This window comes from uncultured Massilia sp. (assembly GCF_913773735.1).
Taxonomy (GTDB): Bacteria; Pseudomonadota; Gammaproteobacteria; order Burkholderiales; family Burkholderiaceae_D; genus Telluria.
On record NZ_CAJYEB010000009.1, the window covers coordinates 69,057 to 87,687 of the forward strand.

At 69.4% G+C, this 18,631-nt stretch carries 13 protein-coding genes; 5 read left to right on the forward strand and 8 right to left on the reverse strand.

Annotated elements, in window-relative coordinates:
• Positions 1-57 precede the first annotated feature (57 nt).
• The gene (locus QZ749_RS03420) at positions 58-618 is read left to right on the forward strand and encodes a lipocalin family protein (protein ID WP_296943240.1); all 561 of its coding nucleotides are present in this window, start codon (positions 58-60) and stop codon (positions 616-618) included.
• Positions 619-715: 97 nt separating this feature from the next.
• Here the strand turns inward: QZ749_RS03420 and QZ749_RS03425 are convergent, their stop codons facing one another.
• Positions 716-2,539 (reverse strand): glycosyltransferase family 2 protein, encoded by a 1,824-nt coding sequence (locus QZ749_RS03425; protein ID WP_296943242.1) that lies wholly within the window; start codon positions 2,537-2,539, stop codon positions 716-718.
• Between the two features lie 381 nt (positions 2,540-2,920).
• On the opposite strand from QZ749_RS03425, the gene QZ749_RS03430 reads away from it, so the two are divergent.
• From QZ749_RS03430 to QZ749_RS03445, 4 genes are read left to right on the forward strand one after another with little or no spacing between them, the layout of a single operon-like run.
• Complete coding sequence (locus QZ749_RS03430) at positions 2,921-5,398, forward strand: tetratricopeptide repeat protein (RefSeq protein WP_296943244.1); 2,478 nt, start codon at positions 2,921-2,923, stop codon at positions 5,396-5,398.
• A 34-nt stretch (positions 5,399-5,432) separates the two neighbouring features.
• Entirely contained in the window at positions 5,433-6,311 is an 879-nt protein-coding gene (locus QZ749_RS03435) for a glycosyltransferase family A protein (protein ID WP_296943246.1), read from the forward strand.
• Between the two features lie 5 nt (positions 6,312-6,316).
• Entirely contained in the window at positions 6,317-6,751 is a 435-nt protein-coding gene (locus QZ749_RS03440) for an FdtA/QdtA family cupin domain-containing protein (protein WP_296943248.1), read from the forward strand.
• Positions 6,748-7,857, forward strand: a complete 1,110-nt coding sequence (locus tag QZ749_RS03445; RefSeq protein ID WP_296943250.1) for a DegT/DnrJ/EryC1/StrS aminotransferase family protein — start codon at positions 6,748-6,750, stop codon at positions 7,855-7,857. The genes QZ749_RS03440 and QZ749_RS03445 overlap by 4 nt, the downstream gene beginning before the upstream one ends.
• 34 nt (positions 7,858-7,891) lie before the next feature.
• Here the strand turns inward: QZ749_RS03445 and QZ749_RS03450 are convergent, their stop codons facing one another.
• From QZ749_RS03450 to QZ749_RS03480, 7 genes are all read right to left on the reverse strand, one after another.
• Positions 7,892-8,290 carry a VOC family protein gene (locus QZ749_RS03450; RefSeq protein ID WP_296943252.1) on the reverse strand — a complete coding sequence of 133 codons (399 nt, stop codon included), beginning with the start codon at positions 8,288-8,290 and terminating at the stop codon, positions 7,892-7,894.
• Positions 8,290-8,868, reverse strand: a complete 579-nt coding sequence (locus QZ749_RS03455; RefSeq protein WP_296943254.1) for a GNAT family N-acetyltransferase — start codon at positions 8,866-8,868, stop codon at positions 8,290-8,292. The genes QZ749_RS03450 and QZ749_RS03455 overlap by 1 nt, the downstream gene beginning before the upstream one ends.
• Positions 8,852-9,085 (reverse strand): acyl carrier protein, encoded by a 234-nt coding sequence (locus tag QZ749_RS03460; RefSeq protein ID WP_296943257.1) that lies wholly within the window; start codon positions 9,083-9,085, stop codon positions 8,852-8,854. The genes QZ749_RS03455 and QZ749_RS03460 overlap by 17 nt, the downstream gene beginning before the upstream one ends.
• The gene (locus QZ749_RS03465) at positions 9,082-10,794 is read right to left on the reverse strand and encodes an HAD-IIIC family phosphatase (protein WP_296943260.1); all 1,713 of its coding nucleotides are present in this window, start codon (positions 10,792-10,794) and stop codon (positions 9,082-9,084) included. Before QZ749_RS03465 ends, QZ749_RS03460 begins: the two co-directional genes overlap by 4 nt.
• 58 nt (positions 10,795-10,852) lie before the next feature.
• On the reverse strand, positions 10,853-12,208 hold the full coding sequence (locus QZ749_RS03470) for an HlyD family type I secretion periplasmic adaptor subunit (protein WP_296943263.1): 1,356 nt from the start codon (positions 12,206-12,208) through the stop codon (positions 10,853-10,855).
• The gene (locus QZ749_RS03475) at positions 12,181-14,319 is read right to left on the reverse strand and encodes a peptidase domain-containing ABC transporter (protein WP_296943266.1); all 2,139 of its coding nucleotides are present in this window, start codon (positions 14,317-14,319) and stop codon (positions 12,181-12,183) included. Before QZ749_RS03475 ends, QZ749_RS03470 begins: the two co-directional genes overlap by 28 nt.
• A 197-nt stretch (positions 14,320-14,516) precedes the next feature.
• The coding region (locus QZ749_RS03480; protein ID WP_373896777.1) for a beta strand repeat-containing protein at positions 14,517-18,631 on the reverse strand (4,115 nt) is incomplete at its 5' end.

The following is an 18,631-nucleotide window of genomic DNA, read 5'->3' on the forward strand; positions in this document are numbered from 1 at the left end:
ATCATGACCACGCCGAGCCGCCGTACGATGCCCCTGTCCACGATGTCACTGCCCACGATGTCCCTGTCCACGATGATCCGCTTCCTGCTGCCGGCGCTGTTCTGCTGCGCAGCCACCGCCGCCGCCGCGGCCGAACCGGCGCCGCCGGTGGCCGCGATCCCGTCGCTGGACGTGCCGCGCTACATGGGCACCTGGTACGAGATCGCCAAGTACCCCAACCGCTTCCAGAAGCAATGCGCGTCCTCGACGACCGCCACCTACACGCTGGAACCGGACAAGACCGTGCGGGTGGTGAACCGCTGCCTGCGCGCCGACGGCCGGCCGGATACCGCGGTCGGCAGCGCGCGCCAGGTGGGCGCGCCCACGTCCGCCGTGCTGCAGGTGCGCTTCGCGCCCGCCTGGCTGTCGTTCCTGCCGATGGTGTGGGGAGACTACTGGGTGGTCGACCTCGACCCGGACTACACGCTTGCAGCGGTCAGCGAGCCGAAGCGCGAATACCTGTGGATCCTGGCGCGCACGCCGGCGGTGCCGCGCGCGGCCTACGACGCCCTGCTGGCGCGCCTGCGCAGCCGGGGTTTCGACCTGGAGAAACTGGAGGCGACGCGGCAGGCGGAGTAGGCCTGCTACGCCCGCACGTCGCCCCGGCGCAGGCCGGGGCCCAATTCGCATGCGCTGCCGAAACGCGTAGAGATCGGGTCCCGGCCGGGACGACTTATCAAGCCGTCTTCAAGGGCTGCTTCGAGAACGCGACCGCATAACCGCCGTTGCGCGCCACGTAGCCCTGCGCCTTCAGGTAAGGCACCAGCTGCGCGAACTTGCCGGCGGCGTCGCCGTCCTCGATCCCGTCGAGCACGACCACGGCCTCGTCGGCCAGCTGCGGCTCGACGGCCTGGAAGGCTTCCAGCGCGGCCTGGCGGCAGCGGGCGCGGTCGGCGTCGTCCCCCAGGTAGTCGACGCTGTTCACGACCAGCAGGTCGATCCCGGCCGGCAGCGCGTCGCCCGGCGCGGCCACGGCGACGTTCAGGCCCAGGCCGCGCCCGGCCAGGCTGTGGGCGACGTGGCGGCGCAGCAGCGGGTCGGCCTCGACGCTCGTGAAGCTGCCGGCATAGCCGTGGACGTACCAGGCCAGCAGCTCGGTCGAGCCGCTGTCGCCGCCGCGGCCGAAGCCCGGCGCCGCGCCCAGTTCCACGACGACGGCGTTCTCGTCGAGCATGAACAGGTGCTGCAGCACGGCGTCGAACACGGGGCGCTGCAGGGCCGGGCGCTGGCGCGGCGCCACCACGTCGGACGCCCCGGCGAACCAGCGGTTGTAGTCGGCGCGCGGCATGGCCGCGTTCAGCTGGTAGTGGAAGCCGGCATTGGTTTCCTTGTTCCAGTCGCTCAGGCGCGCCGCCGAGCGACGCGACTTTTCCACGATGATCTCGTGCGACAGCATCGAGTAATGCAGGTTCTTGAAGACGAAGGTGCTGCTGCGCTTGACCGGGCCGGTCGGGTTGCAGTTGTGGCAGCCCAGCGAGTAGTTGATGTCGATCTTCGGATCGAAGATCAGGTTCTTGTTCGAGTACTGCGGGTTCGCCAGGCCGGTGTGGACCAGCTCGAACAGGTAGCGGCCCGGCTGGTAGCGCGGGTATTCCTTCGAGCGCATCTCGAAGCCCTCGACCATCGGCAGCGTCACGCCGTCGCGCTTGAACTCGGCCAGCTTGTCGCGCATGCGCGGGTGGTACAGGAATTCGTCGACGTCGCCGACGATCATCCAGTCGCACTCGTCGCGGTAGGTCTTCCATGCCTCGTTGCGGATCGCCATCAGTTCGCGGTCGTCGAGCTTCTCGCTGACCTTGACGATGAGTTCCACCTCCGGATAGCGCGCCGCGATCTCCGCGGTGCCGTCGGTGCTGCCGCCGTCGTGCAGGATGACTTTCTTCGCGCCCAGGAACTTGATGTAGTGGTCGAGGAAGAACGGCAGGATCTTGGCTTCGTTGAAGCACACGGCCAGCACGTAGATGACGGCATCGTCCGCTCCCGGCACGGGGCCGGCGCCGCGCAGCGCGGCCAGTTCCTCGCCCACCTGCGGCTGTTCCGGCTGCAGCGCCAGGCTCAGTTCCAGCAGGCCCTGCAGGCGCGCCGGCTGGCCCAGGCGGCGCGCCACGCCGATCGATGCCGACAACGCCTGCAGGCCGAGCTGGTCGGGCGCCGTCCCGGGCGACTGCGCCGCCGCCGGCAGCAGGGCCTGCCATTCGCCCAGCGCTTCGTATGGGCGGCCGCCCTGCTCCATCAGCAGTCCCAGGTTGAACCGCGCCGCCGGCAGGTCGACCAGGCGCAACGCGGCCCGGTACTGTTCCTCGGCCTCGGCCAGGCGGCCGCCGTTCTGGTACAGCGCCCCCAGGTTGTAGTGCGCGGCGTAGGCATCGCCGTGCGGGCCGGCGGCGAGCCAGTCGAGGTACAGCTTCGCCTGCTGCTGCGCGTCCCATTCGGGATGCGCCTCGATCTCCTGCATCGCGCGGATCACGCTCCACTGGGCCAGGGTATTGGCGTCGATCATTGTTACTAGCTCCTCATTGTTCGTCGAAACACCGGCGTTCCGACGGGAAATTCGCATGCGGTGTCTTCATGAATTGGCGCGCAGGTGCCGGTCCGCCTACGGTACCATGCGGATGATCCTGCTGCCGGGTCGATCGTGCTGGGCGGACGCGCATGTCGGATTGCAAACGTCGCGTGTGGGGATGGATGAAGCCGGCCAAGGATAGCACAGCCGAATCATGCCAAACAACAAACTGCATGCTGCAATAACGGCAAAATCGTGACAAAACCGCCTTGTGACGCAGCGCGTTTTGGTTGCCCACAAGCCACAAACCTTCGCTTGGCCAACATCTACGGAGTATGATTACGCTTCCTTGAATCCGACCCGAGAGACGACCCCAGGATGAGCCTTCCCGCGCCCCACGATGCATTGATGCGCCAGGCCGAACGCGGCGCGTTGCCGCTGGCCGAACTGTTCCAGGGAGCGCAGGCGCTGCTCGACGGTGGCGCGGCGCAGGCGGCGGTCGGCCTGTACGAAGCCTGGCTGGCGCACACCCGCTCGCCGCTGGCCTACGCGGCCTGGTTCAACCTCGCCGTCACGCGCGGCGCGCTCGCCGACCACGACGGCGCGGTGCGCGACTACCGGCAGGCCATCGCCCTGCATCCCGGCTTCGTCGAGGCGCGCCTGAACCTCGGCTCGCAATACGAACGCATGGGCCGCCCGGACGATGCGCTGGCCGCGTGGCGGGACATCCTCACCGACGTGCCGGACCTGCCGGCGCGGCCCGCGCTGCACCTGCAGGCACTGAACAACCTGGGCCGCCTGAGCGAGGTACGCAAGCTGCTGCCGGAAGCGCTGGACTACCTGACGCGCAGCCTCGAACTCGACCCGGACCAGCCGAAGGTGATCACGCACTGGGTGCACCTGCGCCAGAAGCTGTGCCTGTGGCCGCTGTACCAGCCGGTCGGCCGGGTGACGGTCGAGCAGCTGCAGCGCCATACCTCGGCGCTGGCCATGCTGGGCGCCTCGCACGATCCCGCCGCGCAGCTGGCCGCCTCGCGCCATTTCATCGAAGAGAAGGCCCATGCCGGCGCCACCCCGCTGGCCGCGCCCGAGGGCTATGCGCACCAGCGCATGCGTGTCGGTTACCTGTCCTCGGACCTGTGCTCGCACGCGGTGTCGATCCTGACGGCCGAGCTGTACGAGCTGCACGACCGCGAGCGCGTCGAGGTCTATGCCTTCTCCTGGAGCCGCGAGGACAATTCGCCGCTGCGCGCGCGCGTGGTCGGCGCGATGGACCACTACATCCGCATCGACCACATGAGCGACGAGGAAGCGGCGCGCTGCATCCGCGCGCACGAGATCGACGTGCTGGTCGACCTGCACGGCCTGACGCTGGGTTCGCGCGTCGACATCCTGGGCTGGAAGCCCGCGCCGGTGCAGCTGACCTGGCTGGGCTTCCCCGGCCCGACGGCGATCCCGGGCGTCGACTACGTCGTGTCCGACGCCTTCGTGCTGCCGCCCGAACTGGAGCCGCACTTCGTCGAGAAGCCGCTGCGCATGCCGCACACCTTCCAGATCAACGACCGCCAGCGCGCGATCGGCCCCGTGCCCACGCGCGCGGCCTGCGGCCTGCCGGAAGACAAGCTGGTGTTCTGCTCCTTCAACAGCAGCTTCAAGGTCACGCCGGAGGTGTTCGACGCCTGGATGCGCATCCTGGCGCGCGTGCCGGACAGCGTGCTGTGGATCGTGGCCGACTCCGAGGCCACGCGCGCCAACCTCGTGCGCGAGGCCGGGGCGCGCGGCATCGACGGCGCCCGCCTGGTGTTCGCGGCGCGCGTGGCGCCGGCCGACTACCTGGCGCGCTTTTGCGTGGCCGACCTGTTCCTGGACACCAATCCGTTCAACGGCGGCACCACCGCCAGCGACGCCCTGTGGGCCGGCCTGCCGGTGCTGACCTGGGCCGGCCAGACCTTCTGCTCGCGCATGGCGGGCAGCCTGCTGCACGCGGTCGGCCTGCCGGAACTGGTGACGCACACGCTGCAGGACTACGAGGACCTGGCGGTCGCGCTGGCCGGCGACCGGGAGCGCCTGGCGCGGCTGCGCGCGCGCCTGGCCGCCAACCGCGACGCCAGCCCGCTGTTCGACACGCCGCGCTTCGTGCGCGACTACGAGGACCTGCTGGCGTCGGTGGTCAAGCGCCCGGCCGGGGTGCCGGCCAGCGACGGCGCGGACGCGCCGCGCGAACGCATCGTGCCGCGGCCGGACGACCTCGGCGTGCAGCAGGCCGGCATGCTGGCGCTGATGCGCCCCGGCATGCACAGCGTCGTCGAGGTGGGTGGCGACACGCTGGCCCAGGCCTGGCGCGCGCAGGCGCCGCGCAGCCACTTCACGGCGATCGCGCCGCAACCCGCCGCCGGCTGGAGCACGGCCGTCATCGCCGCCGATCCGGAGCAGCTCGGCGCCGCCGCCTGGCAGCAGGTGGCGCCGGCCCAGTGCTGGCTGTTCCCCGCCACGCTGGAACGCCTGCGCGATCCCGCCGCCTTCCTGCGCCGGCTGCGCCAGCAGGCGCTGGGGCGCGTGGAACTGGTGCTGTGCGTGGACAATGCCCAGCACTGGCTGGCGCAGGCCCTGCTCGCTTCCGGCACGCCGGACCAGCGCGCGCGCGACCGCCATCCGTTCACCCGCGCCACGCTCGCGGCCCTGCTGCAGGAATGCGGCTTCGGCGTGCTCGAGATGCGCGCCGTGAACGCGCAGGAGCCGCCGCAAGCCGTGCTGGCCGCGATCCGCCAGCTGGCCCAGGCGGCCGGCGCCGATCCCGCGCTGGCCGAGCAGGACGCGCTTCCCTATCAATACCTGGTGCGCGCGATCGCCACCTGAGCGCCACCCGAGCGCCGCCCAACCCGGATCCATCATGTCCCTGCCCAAAGTCAGCATCGTCATCCCCTCGTACAAGCCGGAACACTTCGAGCAATGCCTGCGCTCGGCCATCGGCCAGACGTATCCGAACACCGAGATCCTCGTCAGCGACAACTGTCCGACCGAGGCGATCCGCGAGATCTGCGCGCGCTTTCCCGGCGTGATCTACCAGCGCAACACCGCCATCCGCGAACAGAACGTGATCTCCACCCTGTTCTCCGGCAAGGGCGACCTGATCAAGCCGCTGTTCGACGACGACCTCCTGCACCCCTTCTGCGTCGAGCGCATGGTGTCGGTGGCGCTGGAGCATCCGGACGTCCAGCTGGTGTTCTCGGCCAGCCAGGTGATCGACGCGCGCAACCTGCGCGTGGAGACGCGCCGGCCGTTCCAGGTGTCGGGCAGCATGAGCGGCCTGGCCATGCAGCGCGACGTCACGCTGGGCATGCGCAACTTCATCGGCGAATTCACCTCGATCATGTTCCGCCGCGCCAAGCTGTGGGAGATCGGCCCGCACCGCCTGTTCGCCGTCGGCCCGCACGACTGCAGCCCCGGCCTGGCCGACCTGGCCGCCTACATCAACCTGGCCGCCGGCGGCTCGGCGTTCTACATCGACGAGGAGCTCAGCTACTTCCGGCGCGACCCGGTGCTGCAGTCGAACTCGAATCCGAACGCCAACCCCAACTTCGGCTATTGCTTCTCCGACTACATCGACCTGCTGCCGGCGGCCCATGCGACCGGCGTCGTCAGCACGCAGGAACTGCTGGCGGTGCAGGACCAGGTGCATGGCGTCTACCTGAGGCTGCGCGAGGTGTTCCCGCAGATTCCGCAGTCGTACGAGCGCTACCTGGCGTACATCCAACCCTTGAAGGACTGAGCACCATGGCTATGATGGACCAGTGCAGGATCATCGACCTTCCCAAGCACGCGGACCCGCGCGGCAACCTGTCGGTCGTCGAAGGCGGCATCCACGTCCCGTTCGACATCGAGCGCGTGTACTACCTGTACGACGTGCCGGGCGGCTCGGCGCGCGCCGGCCACGGCCACGTCGAGCTGCAGCAGCTGATGATCGCGATGTCGGGCAGCTTCGACGTGATCGTCGACGACGGCTACCAGCGCCGGAAATTCCACCTGAACCGCTCGTACTACGGGCTGTACATCCCGAAGATGATGTGGCGCGAGGTCGAGAACTTCTCGTCCGGCGGCGTCTGCCTCGTGATGGCGTCCACCAAGTTCGACAAGTCCGACTACTACTACGACTACGACGAGTTCGCCGCCATGGTGCGCCGTCACGATGCAGACAAGGCCCAGCCATGACCATTCCCTTCCTCGACCTGAAGGCGATCAACCTCGCCCACGCCGACGACCTGCAGGCCGCGTTCCGGCGCGTGCTGGAGTCCGGCTGGTACATCCTCGGCAAGGAAGTCGAGCGCTTCGAACAGGACTTCGCCGCCTACTGCGGGGCGCGCCACGGCATCGGCGTGGCCAACGGCCTGGACGCGATCATGCTGACCCTGAAGGGCTACGGCATCCAGGCGGGCGACGAGGTGATCGTGCCGTCGAATACCTTCATCGCGACCTGGCTCGCGGTCAGCCAGTGCGGCGCGACGCCGGTGCCGGTGGAACCGATCGAGGCCACGTTCAACCTCGACCCGGCGCTGGTCGAAGCGGCGCTCACGCCGCGCACGCGCGCGATCGTCGCGGTGCACCTGTACGGCCAGCCGGCCGACATGGACCCGCTGCGCGCGCTGGCCGACCAGCACGGCCTGAAACTCATCGAGGACGCCGCGCAGGCGCACGGCGCGCGCTACAAGGGCCGCCGCGCCGGCAGCCTGGGCCACGCGGCCGCGTTCAGCTTCTACCCGGGCAAGAACCTGGGCGCGCTGGGCGACGGCGGCGGGGTGACGACCGACGACGACGCGCTGGACGGCATCGTGCGCACCTACCGCAACTACGGTTCGCAGAAGAAGTACCACAACCTGGTGCAGGGTTTCAATTCGCGCCTGGACGAGCTGCAGGCGGCCTTCCTGTCGGCCAAGCTGGCCACGCTGGACGCCGGCAACGATGCGCGCCGCGCCATCGCCGCCGTGTACGACCGCGAACTGGCCGGCATCGACGGCCTGGGCCTGCCGCACGTGCCCGACTGGGCCGAACCGGTGTGGCACCTGTACGTGGTGCGCCACGCGCGCCGCGACGCCCTGGCCGCAAGACTGGCCGAACAGGGCATCGGCACCATCGTCCACTACCCGATCGCGCCGCACCTGCAGCAGGCCTATGCGGACCTTGGCTTCAAGGAAGGCGATTTCCCGATCGCCGAGGCGATCCATCGCGAGGTATTGAGCCTGCCGATCGGGCCGACCATGACGCCGGAGCAGGCGCAGCAGGTGGCGGCGGCGGTGCGCGCTGCCTGCGCGGGACTGTAGCCGCGCGTCGCCCCGGCGCAGGCCGGGCGACGGCCTAGCCGTGCTTCCGTTCGACCAGCTCGATCAACTGCATGTTCGGCATCATCAGGAAGCACACGCGCGCCCCGCCGAAGGCGATCGCCGGCAGCGGCGCGCGCATCATCTTCCAGCCCGCGCGCAGCGCGACCTCGACTTCGGCATCGAAGTCGTCGGCCAGGTAGGCCATGTGGTAGACGCGCACGCCCTTGGCCAGCCATGGCGCCAGCGTGGTGCTGTCGGGCAGGTTTTCCAGCAGCTCGATGCGCGGGCCGTCGCCGGTCATGAAGCTGCCGCGCACGCCCTGCAGCGGATCGACGAAACGCTCGCCTTCGCGCACGTAGCCCAGGCTCGCGTACACGGCTTCCTCGCGCTCGATCGACTTGCAGGCGATGCCCAGGTGGTGGAAGGTGCGCATCAGCCCAGCTTCCTTTCGATGAAGGAGGCATGCATGGCCAGCTTCTTCGCCACCGCCGGCCAGGTGGCCGCCGTGACTTCCTGCTCGACCGCGTCGTAGTCGACGCCGTTCAGGCGGAACAGCTTTTCCATGCGCGGCTGCGAGGTCGCCAGCCCGGTCGAGGCGTGGAAGGACACGACCGGCTTGTTGTCCGCCACCGTGCGGCAGTACAGGCGCCGCAGGCCCAGCGTCTCGAAGGCGTAGCGGTAGGCCAGCGCCACGCTGGCCGGCGCCGCCAGCGAGTTGCGGCGCAGGATCCAGCGCCCCCACTCGGCCTGCCCGTCCTGTTCGTCGTAGATGCCGATCGTGCCTTCCGGGTAACCGTCCTTCTCGCGCTCGACGATGAAGTAATAGTCGCCCTCGCGCGCTTCGTAGCCGGCGATCCACTGGCGTTGCGGTTCGACGTCGGGGGAAATCGGGTGCAGGTAGCGCGCATCGGCCAGCGCCGTGCGCAGCTCGACGACGAAGGCGGCGTCGTCCTGGGTGATCGGGCGCAGGCGGAAGCCGTAGCCGGCGACGGGTTCAAGCAGCTTGGGCATGGCGTACGTAGTCGACGATCGCTTGCTGGGACACGAGGTTGCCGAATGCTTCCTGCGGCACCGAGATGCCGCATTCGGATTCGATCATGAAGATGATCTCGACGTGCTTGAGCGAGTCCCAGCTGGGCGTGTTCTCGCGCACCAGGCCGGCGTCGGGCGCGACGCTGGTTTCGAGGGCTGCGGACAGGATGGATGCGACGGTGTCTTCGATGTTCATGGTTGGGTTCCAAAGTAGTCAATGCGGACGTTGAGCGCCTCGGCGTTGTCCAGCGCGAGCAGCGTGTCCAGCGGGATCGCCAGGCTACCCTGCTCGTCCAGCGCGGCGCCCGCCAGGTCTTCCAGCCACTTCCTGGCCGGCCCGTTGCGCGGTCCGGTCGCGTACCGGAAGCGCACCTGCGTGAAGGCGCGCGCGCCGGCCACGGCGCGCAGCGCCGCGATCAGCATCAGGTTTTCCAGGCCGCGGCCCAGGGCGCGGCAGCTGATGCAGGCTTCGTCCAGCACCACCGCGTCGTCCTCGAAGGAAAACAGCAGGGACGCGATCATGCCGCTGTCCGAGATATTGTCGGCCATGCCGACCGACACGGTCGCGCCCCGCTCCTGGTAGCGCTGCACGTCGGCCGCGCCCAGGCGCAGCAGGTTCAGGTTGAACTGGTTGGTCTTGACCGACAGCTCGGCCAGGCGCGCCACGTCCGCGGGACGGTTCAGGGCGACGCGCAGCACGGTATTCAGGGAACGGACGTAGCTGCCGTGGTCGGCGCCCGCCGCGGCGCCCAGCGCCGCGCGCTGGCCGGCCGCCTTCAGGTCCTGCACGCGCAGGCGGTCCTCGTCCGACACGTTCCAGCGGAACAGGCCGGGATACCAGTCCAGCGCCGCCGCGGTGTCGGCGCCGTCGTTGCCGGCGTGGATCGCGCGCAGCTGCGGATGGCGCGTGCAGACCTCGGCCAGTTCGCCCGGGTTGTCGTCGACGAAGACGATGCTGTCCAGGCCGATGCGCAGCTGCGCGGCGATCAGCGCCAGGTTGTCCGACTTGGGCTGCCAGTTGACGACCCGGGCCGAGATGTGGGCGGCCTGCAGCGGGAAGTCGGCGCGTCCGGCGAACAGCTGGGTCACGTCCTCGGCCTCGTTGCGGCTGGCCATGCCGACGAAGATGCCGTCGGCGCTCAGCGCCGCCAGGCGCTGCTGCAGGCGCGCGTGGCCGGGCGTCAGCGCCACGCCCTGCACGCCGTCCTCGCCCAGCACGCCCTGGTACAGGGTGTTGTCGAGGTCGACGACGACGGCCTTGACCAGCGGCGCCGCGCTGGCCGCGAGCCAGCGCAGGCCGAACCAGCGCGCCGCCTCCAGGCCGCCCTGGGCGCTGATGTGGGTGCCGGTCAGGTCCTGCTTGCGCTCGACGTAGCCGTCGCCCACCGCCGCGGCGACCGCCTGCAGGTCGCACAGGTGCACGCCGGGCATGGCGGCCACGTGGGCGGCCAGCGCGCGGTTGAAGGCGGCGGCGGCGCCGTCGTGGGCATCCCAGTTGTGCACCTGGACGACCGGCTGGCCAAGGTCGCGCAGCGCCTGCAGGCGCCCCGCCAGCCAGGCGGCCAGCGCCTCGGGCGCGAAGCGCGCGCGGAAGCGCTCGAAGTTGAGCGCCACCACGGCCACGTCGGCCGGTGCGAAGTCGGCGAACGACAGGCTGTCGTCGTAGTCGGAATAGGAAAAGACCGGACGGCGCTCGTAGTAGGCCATGAACGGGCCGATGCTGCCGGCCACCAGCTCGAACGCATAGTTGCGGTACACGCGCACCGACACGTTCGCGCACGGCCAGCGCGGCTTCAGCGACAGCAGGGCCAGCCTGCTGAGCTTCTGCGCGAACAGCACCGGCTGCCAGCGGATCTTTTCGAAACAGATGTCTGCCGGATTCTCCAGCATCGCGACGGAATTCATCAATCTACCCTTTCTTCATGCCGGGTACGGCCCCGGCATTCTACCGTACCGGGCGGCGTCAAGGCTCGCGGATGGCCTCGTCCAGCCCCTTGGTCAGCGGCCACAGCAGGTAGGACAGCACGGTGCGCTTGCCGACCACGATCTCGGCCGTGAGCGTCATGCCCGGCAGCAGGCGCGCCTGCGGCTCCATGTTTTTCAAACCGGCCTTGCCCAGGTCGATGCGGCTGACGTAGTAGGCGTCGGTGCCCGCGGCCGCGTTCGGGGTCTCGCGCTTGAACGCGTCCTCGCTGAGCGTGCGCACACGCGCGTCGAGCGTGCCGTGCTTCTGGAACGGGAAGGCGTCGAGCTTGATGTGCACCTCGTCGCCCGGCTTGACGTGGCCGACGTCGAGCGAATCGATCTGCACCTCGGCGTCCAGCGCGGCGCCGATCGGCACCAGCGTGAACATGCGCTCGGCCGCCTGCGCCACCGACCCCTGCGACAGCTTGGCGATGTCCTGCACCATGGCGTCCACCGGCGCGGTCAACACCACCATGTTGTGGCGCAGCGTGCCCTTCTTGAGCTGCTCGGCGGTGGCGTCGCGGTCGCGCGTCAGCGCCAGCATGTCCTCGATGATCTTCTGGCGCCAGCCATTGACGAAGGCGCGCTTCTCCGCTTCCAGGCCGGCCAGCTCGCGCCGCACCTCCGGTTCCTGGTTCTTGCTCAGGATGTAGTCGCGCTCGACCTCCATGCGCTTGTTGCGCGCGTCCAGCAGGCTGGCCTTGGCGCCGAACTTCTGCGCCACCAGGCTTTCCTGCATCGACTCGACCTCGCGCAACGACCTGGTGCGGTCGCCCAGCGCCTGCTGGTCGCGCAGATTGGTTTCCAGCGCGGCGCGCGCGCGCGCGATGTTCTGGTCCAGGCGCGCCATCTGCGCCTCGAAGTTGGCACGGCGCTCGCCGGCCAGCTTGTCCTGCAGCAGCGTGTCGGCCGTGGCGCCGGCCGTCTCCGCCGGCGCCCGCCTGCCGGCCAGCTCGGCTTCCAGGCGCTTGACCTGGGTGTCGAGGCTGTCGAACTTCAGGCGCAGCTGGGCCTGGTCGGCGTCGGCGTCGGTCGGGTCGAGCGTGGCCAGGCGTTCGCCCTTCTTGACCACCTGGCCGATGCGCACGTCGATCGAGCGGATGATCGAGGTCTCGATCGGCTGCACGACGATGTTGGCGGACGGCGTAGTCAGGCGCCCCTGGGCCTTGACCACTTCGTCGACCTGGGCCACGGCCGCCCACACCAGGAAGCACAGCATCATCGCGGCCAGCGCGTGGATGGTGATGCGGGCATAGGGCGGCAGCGGACGGCGCTCGATCTCGTCGGCGTCCGGCAGGAACTCGACCTCGGTCGGGTCGAGCGCTTTTACAGATGACTTGTTTGCTGGTTCCATAATTGAATGTAGGTTGAGCAGCGCGTCAGGAGTTCTTCGTGGCGGCCCGCGTCCATCAGCGAGCCGCGTTGCATGACCAGGATCGCATCGGCGTTCACCAGCGTCGACAGGCGGTGCGACACCATGATCACGGTGCGGCCGACGGCGATGCGCGACAGGTTCTGCATGAAGATCGCCTCGCTTTCCGGATCGAGCGCGCTGGCCGCTTCGTCGAGCACGAGGATGCGCGGCTTGGCCAGCAGGGCGCGCGCGATCGACAGGCGCTGCTTCTGCCCGCCCGACAGGTTCGAGGCATTCTCTTCGAGCATCGTGTCGTAGCCCTGCGGCATGCGTTCGATGAATTCGTCGGCGCCGGCGGCGCGCGCCGCTTCGACGATCGCCTCGAAGTCGGCTTCGGGCATGGTGGCGGCGATGTTCTCGCGCACCGTGCCGTGGAACAGGAAGTTTTCCTGCAATACCACGCCGACCTGGCGCCGCAGGTGCGCCAGGTCGATCTCGCGCGCGTCGACGCCGTCGAAGCGCACGATGCCTTCCTGGATCTTGTACAGGCCGTGGATGACCTTGGTGATCGTGGTCTTGCCCGAGCCGCTGCGGCCGACGATGCCGATCACGCTGCCCTCCCTGATCTCGAAGGTGGCGCGGTCGAGCGCATTGTTCTGCGCGTTCGGATAGCGGAACACGACGTTGTCGAAGGCGATGTTGCCGCGCAGTTCGGGGCGCAGGCCGCCGCCGCTACGCCCTTCCGGCGCGCGGTTCATGACTTCGCCCAGCATGCGCACCGACAGCGCCGTCTCCTGGTATTCGTTGACCAGGCCGACCAGCGCGATCAGCGGGCCGCTGACGCGGCCGGACAGCATCTGGAAGGCGATCAGGGCGCCGACCGACAGGGTCTGGTCGAACACGTCCTGGGCGCCGATCACGATGATCGCCACCGGCAGCAGCTTGCCCAGCAGGTCGGTGATGGCATTGCCGGCGATCGAGATCTGGCCGACGCGGAACTGCATGTTCATCGAGTGCGCCGAGCGCTGGTCCCAGGTGCGCCGCTGCATCGGCTCGATCGCCAGCGCCTTCACGGTGCGCATGCCGTGGATGGTCTCGACCATCAGCGCCTGGCGCTGGCCCTCGGCCGTATACAGGTCGCTCAGGCGGCGCTGGAACGGCGGCACCATGACGGCGACGATCACGCTGATGAGCAGCGTGAACAGCATCACGATCAGCGCCAGCTTCATCGAGTAGCTGAACAGGATCGGCAGCAGTACCAGCAGCGCCGTCAGGTCGAGCGCGGTAAAGAACATGCGCCCGGTGAGGAAGTGGCGGATCTTTTCCATCTGCTGCATGTGGCGCACGATCACGCCGGCCGACGTGGTCTCGAAATAATCGATCGGCAGCGACAGCAGATGGGCGAAGGTGCGCCGCGTGAGGCGGATGTCGATCTTGTTGGTCGCCCACAAGGTCAGGATCTGGCGCATGAAGCCGAAGGTGGCCTCGAACGCCAGCGCGATGCAGATGCCGGCGGCCAGCACCCACAGCGTGGAGATGCTGCGGTGGACCAGCACCTTGTCGATCACGAGCTGGAAGAAGATCGGCGACGCCAGCGCGAGCAGGTTCATCGCCATCGCGGCGATGGCGATGTCGCGGAACGCGGCCTTCTGCAGCAGGATTTCCGGAATGAACCAGCGCAGGCCGAACGGCACGCGCGCGTCGGCCCCCTTGTGGGTGCGCTTGAGGAACACGACCTCGCCGCTCCACAGGGCGTTGAACGACGGCGCGTCGATCATTTTCACGACGCCCAGGTCGCCCAGCGGATCGAGGATGGCCAGCATGGCGCCGTCGTCGACGCGGGCGCCGACGACGATCACGCTGTTGCCGTCCTTCATGCGCGCAAGCAGCGGGAACACGCCCTTCTGCCCCAGCAGCTTCTCGACCGTCAGGCGCGTCGCCTTGGCCTTCAGGCCGATGCCTGCGGCCATGGTCAGCAGCATCGCGGACGACGGCTCCTCCGCGCGCAGCGCGTAGTCATGGATCAGTCGTTCGGGATTGACCTGCAGGCCATGGTGCTGCGCGATGGCGGTCAGGCATTGCAATGTGGTGTGAGGATAGTTGTCGGCCATTCCGAGTACGAATAGAAGCGATGTGCAGCAAACCGAGAGAGTACTCCGTTGTCAGCGGGGACTGTTGCCGAGCAGCACCGCATTCACCCCTTTATTCTTCGTTTGTCGCAATTTAGATGCAAAAAAAGGCAAGACCGATAACGGTCTTGCCTTTTCGTCAGGCGCCGGACCGGCGAACCGGTCCGGCGCGTCCCGCCTTACTTGTTGCCGCCGGTGGTCAGGAAACCGGTGTCCTTCGGCTGCACGACCGACTTGGCCAGCGACTCGGCGGTCGAGGTCATCGCCGCGTTCGCGCCGCCGAACTTGTTGCCGTTGGCGTCGAACTGCTTCATCGCGTCGACCATGCTGCCGACCGAGGCCAGCATGCCGGTCTTGGCGCCGCCCGACAGGTCCGGCAGGTTCAAGCCGCCCGCCGTGGTGCCGGCGGCGGTGGCGTTGAACGCCGCCATCGCCTGCACCATGTTGCCGACCTTGCCGCGCAGGGTCTCGGCGGCTGCCGGGGCCTGGGTGGCGGCCGCCTTGTCGGCGACGAACCAGACGTCGGCGCTGGCGCCGGTGCTGCCGTCGGTCTTCGTGTAGGTCGACTGCATGCCGATCCAGTTGCCCGCGTCCTTGGCCGAGGTCTTGTCGGCATTGACGTCGATGCTCGCGATCTTCAGCGATGCCAGGCTCTTCAGCTCGTCCGACTGGCTGACGCCGTCGCCGTTCGCATCGACCCAGACCTTCAGCTGGCCGTAGGCCGCGTCCTTGGCATCGATCACGCCGTCGCCATTGACGTCCAGCTCCTTCAGCGCGTCGTAGCCGTTGGAAGCCTTCTGGCCGTTGGCCAGCACGGTCGAGGAACCGAACAGCTCGCTACCGCTGTCGATCGCGCCGTTGCCGTTGCGATCCAGGGCCAGCAGTCCGTCGGTGCCATCGGCCCAGCCGGTCGCGACCTTGCTGCCGGTGTCGAACAGGTCGAACTGCACGCCCGCGTCGATGCTGCGGGTGTGGACGCCGTCGCCGTTCAGGTCGAGCACGATCGGCGTGCCGAACTTCAGGTGCGCGACCTGCTCGGTCGACATCGCGGCCACCTGGGACGAGGTCAGCGCCTTGATCTGGCCGGTGGTCAGCGCATCGATCTGGCTGGTGCCCAGGCCGGAGATCTGGCTGGTGGTCAGCGCGGCGATCTGCGTGGTGCGCAGGGCCACGATGTCCACCGTCTCGATCGCCGCGACCTGCGCCGTCGTGAACGCGGTCAGCTGCGCCGTCGACAGGGCGGCCACCTGGCCGGTGGTCAGGCCGACCACCTGGCTGGTGGTCAGCGCGGCCACCTGGGCCGTGGTCAGCGCACCGACCTGGCTGGTCTTCAGCGCCACCAGGTCGGCGGTCTCGATCGCCGCGACCTGGGCGGTGCCCAGCGCGCCGATCTGCACCGACGTCAGGGCCGCGACCTGGTTGGTCTTCAGCGCCACGACCTGCTCGGTCGTCAGGCCGGCCAGCTGGCTGGTGGCCAGCGCAGCGATCTCGGCCGTGGTCAGCGCGCTCGCCTGGCTCGAGGTCAGTGCGGCGATCTGGGCCGTGGTCAGGCCGGCGACCTGGGCCGTCTTCAGCGCGGCCAGGTCGTTGGTTTCCATCGCCGCGACCTGGGCCGTGCTCAGGGCGCCGATCTGGGCCGTGGTCAGGCTACCGACCTGGCCGGTGGTCAGGCCGGCGATCTGCGTCGTGCTCAGGCCGGCCACCTGGGCGGTGGTCAGCGCGGCGATCTGGACGGTCTTCAGCGCCACCAGGTCGGCGGTCTCGATCGCCGCGACCTGGGCGGTGCTCAGGGCGCCGATCTGGGTCGACGTCAGGGCCGCGACCTGGCCGGTCTTCAGGGCCACGATCTGGTCGGTCGTCAGGCCGGCCAGCTGGCTGGTCGCCAGGGCCGCGATCTCGGCCGTGGTCAGCGCGCTCGCCTGGGCGGTGCTCAGGGCGGCGATCTGGGCGGTGGTCAGGCCGGCGATCTGGGCCGTCTTCAGCGCGGCCAGGTCGTTGGTTTCCATCGCCGCGACCTGGGCCGTGGTCAGGCCGGCGATCTGCGCGGTGGTCAGTCCACCGACCTGGCCGGTGGTCAGGCCGGCAACCTGCGCGGTCGTCAGGCCGGCCACCTGGGCGGTGGTCAGCGCGCCGATCTGGCTGGTCTTCAGGCCGGCCAGGCCGGCGGTCTCGATCGCGGCGACCTGGGCGGTACCCAGGGCAGCGATCTGGGCGCTGGTCAGCGCGCCGATCTGGCTGGTCTTCAGGCCGACGATCTGGTCGGTCGTCAGGCCGGCCACCTGGGCGGTGGTCAGCGCGGCGACCTGGGCGCTGCTCAGCGCACCGGTCTGCGCCGAGCTCAGCGCGGCGATCTGGGCGGTCGTCAGGCCGACGATCTGGGCCGTCTTCAGCGCGGCCAGGTCGTTGGTCTCGATCGCGGCCACCTGGGCGGTGCTCAGCGCACCGACCTGGGCGCTGGTCAGCGCACCGACTTGCGCGGTCGACAGGCCGGCGACTTGCGACGTCGACAGGCCGGCCACCTGGGCGGTGGTCAGGGCGCCGATCTGGCTGGTCTTCAGCACGGCCAGGTCGGCGCTTTCGAACGCCGCCACCTGGGCGGTGCTCAGCGCGGCGATCTGGGCCGAGGTGAGCGCACCCACCTGGCTGGTCTTCAGGCCGACGATCTGGTCGGTCGTCAGGCCGGCCACCTGGGCGGTGGTCAGCGCGGCCACCTGGGCGCTGCTCAGCGCGCCCGCCTGGGTCGAGGACAGGGCGGCCAGCTGCGCCGTGGTCAGGCCGACGATCTGGGCCGTCTTCAGCGCGGCCAGGTCGTTGGTCTCGATCGCCGCGACCTGGGCGGTGCCCAGGGCGCCAAGCTGGGCGCTGGTCAGCGCGCCGACCTGGGCGGTCGACAGGCCGGCGATCTGGTCGGTCGACATGGCGGCCACCTGGGCCGTCGTCAGGGCACCGATCTGGCTCGACTTCAGCGCAGCCAGGTCGCTCGATGCGAAGGCGGCCACCTGGGCGGTCGTCAGCGCGGCGATCTGGACCGAGCTGAGCGCACCCACCTGGCTGGTCTTCAGGCCGGCGATCTGGGCCGTGGTCAGGCCGGCGATCTGGGCCGTGGTGAACGCGGCGATGTCGGCCGTGGTCAGCGCGCCCGCCTGCTCCGAGGTCAGGGCGGCCAGTTGCGCCGTGGTCAGGCCGACGATCTGGGCCGTCTTCATGGCGGCCAGGTCGCGGGTCTCGATCGCGGCCACCTGGGCGGTGCTCAGCGCGCCGATCTGGGCACTGGTCAGGCCGCCCACCTGCGCGGTCGACAGGCCGGCGATCTGGTCGGTCGACAGGCCGGCGATCTGCGCCGTGGTCAGCGCGCCGATCTGGTTCGACTTCAGCACGGCCAGGTCGGCGCTTTCGAACGCGGCCACCTGGGCGGTGCTCAGCGCGGCCAGCTGGGCCGAGGTCAGCGCCCCCACCTGGCTGGTCTTCAGGCCGGCGATCTGCGCCGTGGTCAGGCCGGCCACCTGGGCGGTGGTCAGCGCGGCGATGTCGGCGGTGGTCAGCGCGCCCGCCTGGTCGGAGGTCAGGGCCGCCAGCTGCGCGGTGGTCAGGCCGACGATCTGGCTGGTCTTCATCGCGGCCAGGTCATTGGTCTCGATGGCGGCGACCTGGGCGGTGCTCAGCGCGCCGATCTGGGCGCTGGTCAGGCCGCCCACTTGCGCGGTGCTCAGGCCGGCGATCTGCGCCGTGGTCAGGCCGGCCACCTGGGCGGTGGTCAAGGCGCCGATCTGGTTCGACTTCAGCACGGCCAGGTCGGCGCTTTCGATGGCGGCGACTTGCGCGGTGCTCAGCGCGGCGATCTGGGCCGAGGTCAGCGCGCCCATCTGGTTGGTCTTCAGGCCGACGATCTGGTCGGTCGTCAGGCCGGCGACTTGCGAGGTGGTCAGTGCGGCGATCTCGGCGGTGGTCAGCGCGCCTGCCTGGTCGGAGGTCAGCGCCGCCAGCTGCGCGGTGGTCAGGCCGACGATCTGGGCGGTCTTCATCGCGGCCAGGTCGTTGGTTTCGATCGCGGCGACCTGGGCGGTGCCCAGCGCGCCGATCTGCGCGCTGCTCAAACCGCCGATCTGGGCGGTCGACAGGCCGGCGATCTGCGACGTGGTCAGGCCGGCCACCTGGGCGGTGGTCAGCGCGCCGATCTGGTTCGACTTCAGCACGGCCAGGTCGGCGCTTTCGATGGCGGCCACCTGGGCCGTCGTGAACGCGGCGATCTGGGCCGAGGTCAGCGCGCCCATCTGGTTGGTCTTCAGGCCGGCGA

Coding starts and splice junctions, on each gene's coding strand:
- QZ749_RS03420 (WP_296943240.1), top strand. CDS start 58: ATGTCCCTGTCCACGATGATCCGCTTCCTGCTGCCGGCGCTGTTCTGC.
- QZ749_RS03425 (WP_296943242.1), bottom strand. CDS start 2,539: ATGATCGACGCCAATACCCTGGCCCAGTGGAGCGTGATCCGCGCGATG.
- QZ749_RS03430 (WP_296943244.1), top strand. CDS start 2,921: ATGAGCCTTCCCGCGCCCCACGATGCATTGATGCGCCAGGCCGAACGC.
- QZ749_RS03435 (WP_296943246.1), top strand. CDS start 5,433: ATGTCCCTGCCCAAAGTCAGCATCGTCATCCCCTCGTACAAGCCGGAA.
- QZ749_RS03440 (WP_296943248.1), top strand. CDS start 6,317: ATGGCTATGATGGACCAGTGCAGGATCATCGACCTTCCCAAGCACGCG.
- QZ749_RS03445 (WP_296943250.1), top strand. CDS start 6,748: ATGACCATTCCCTTCCTCGACCTGAAGGCGATCAACCTCGCCCACGCC.
- QZ749_RS03450 (WP_296943252.1), bottom strand. CDS start 8,290: ATGCGCACCTTCCACCACCTGGGCATCGCCTGCAAGTCGATCGAGCGC.
- QZ749_RS03455 (WP_296943254.1), bottom strand. CDS start 8,868: ATGCCCAAGCTGCTTGAACCCGTCGCCGGCTACGGCTTCCGCCTGCGC.
- QZ749_RS03460 (WP_296943257.1), bottom strand. CDS start 9,085: ATGAACATCGAAGACACCGTCGCATCCATCCTGTCCGCAGCCCTCGAA.
- QZ749_RS03465 (WP_296943260.1), bottom strand. CDS start 10,794: ATGAATTCCGTCGCGATGCTGGAGAATCCGGCAGACATCTGTTTCGAA.
- QZ749_RS03470 (WP_296943263.1), bottom strand. CDS start 12,208: ATGGAACCAGCAAACAAGTCATCTGTAAAAGCGCTCGACCCGACCGAG.
- QZ749_RS03475 (WP_296943266.1), bottom strand. CDS start 14,319: ATGGCCGACAACTATCCTCACACCACATTGCAATGCCTGACCGCCATC.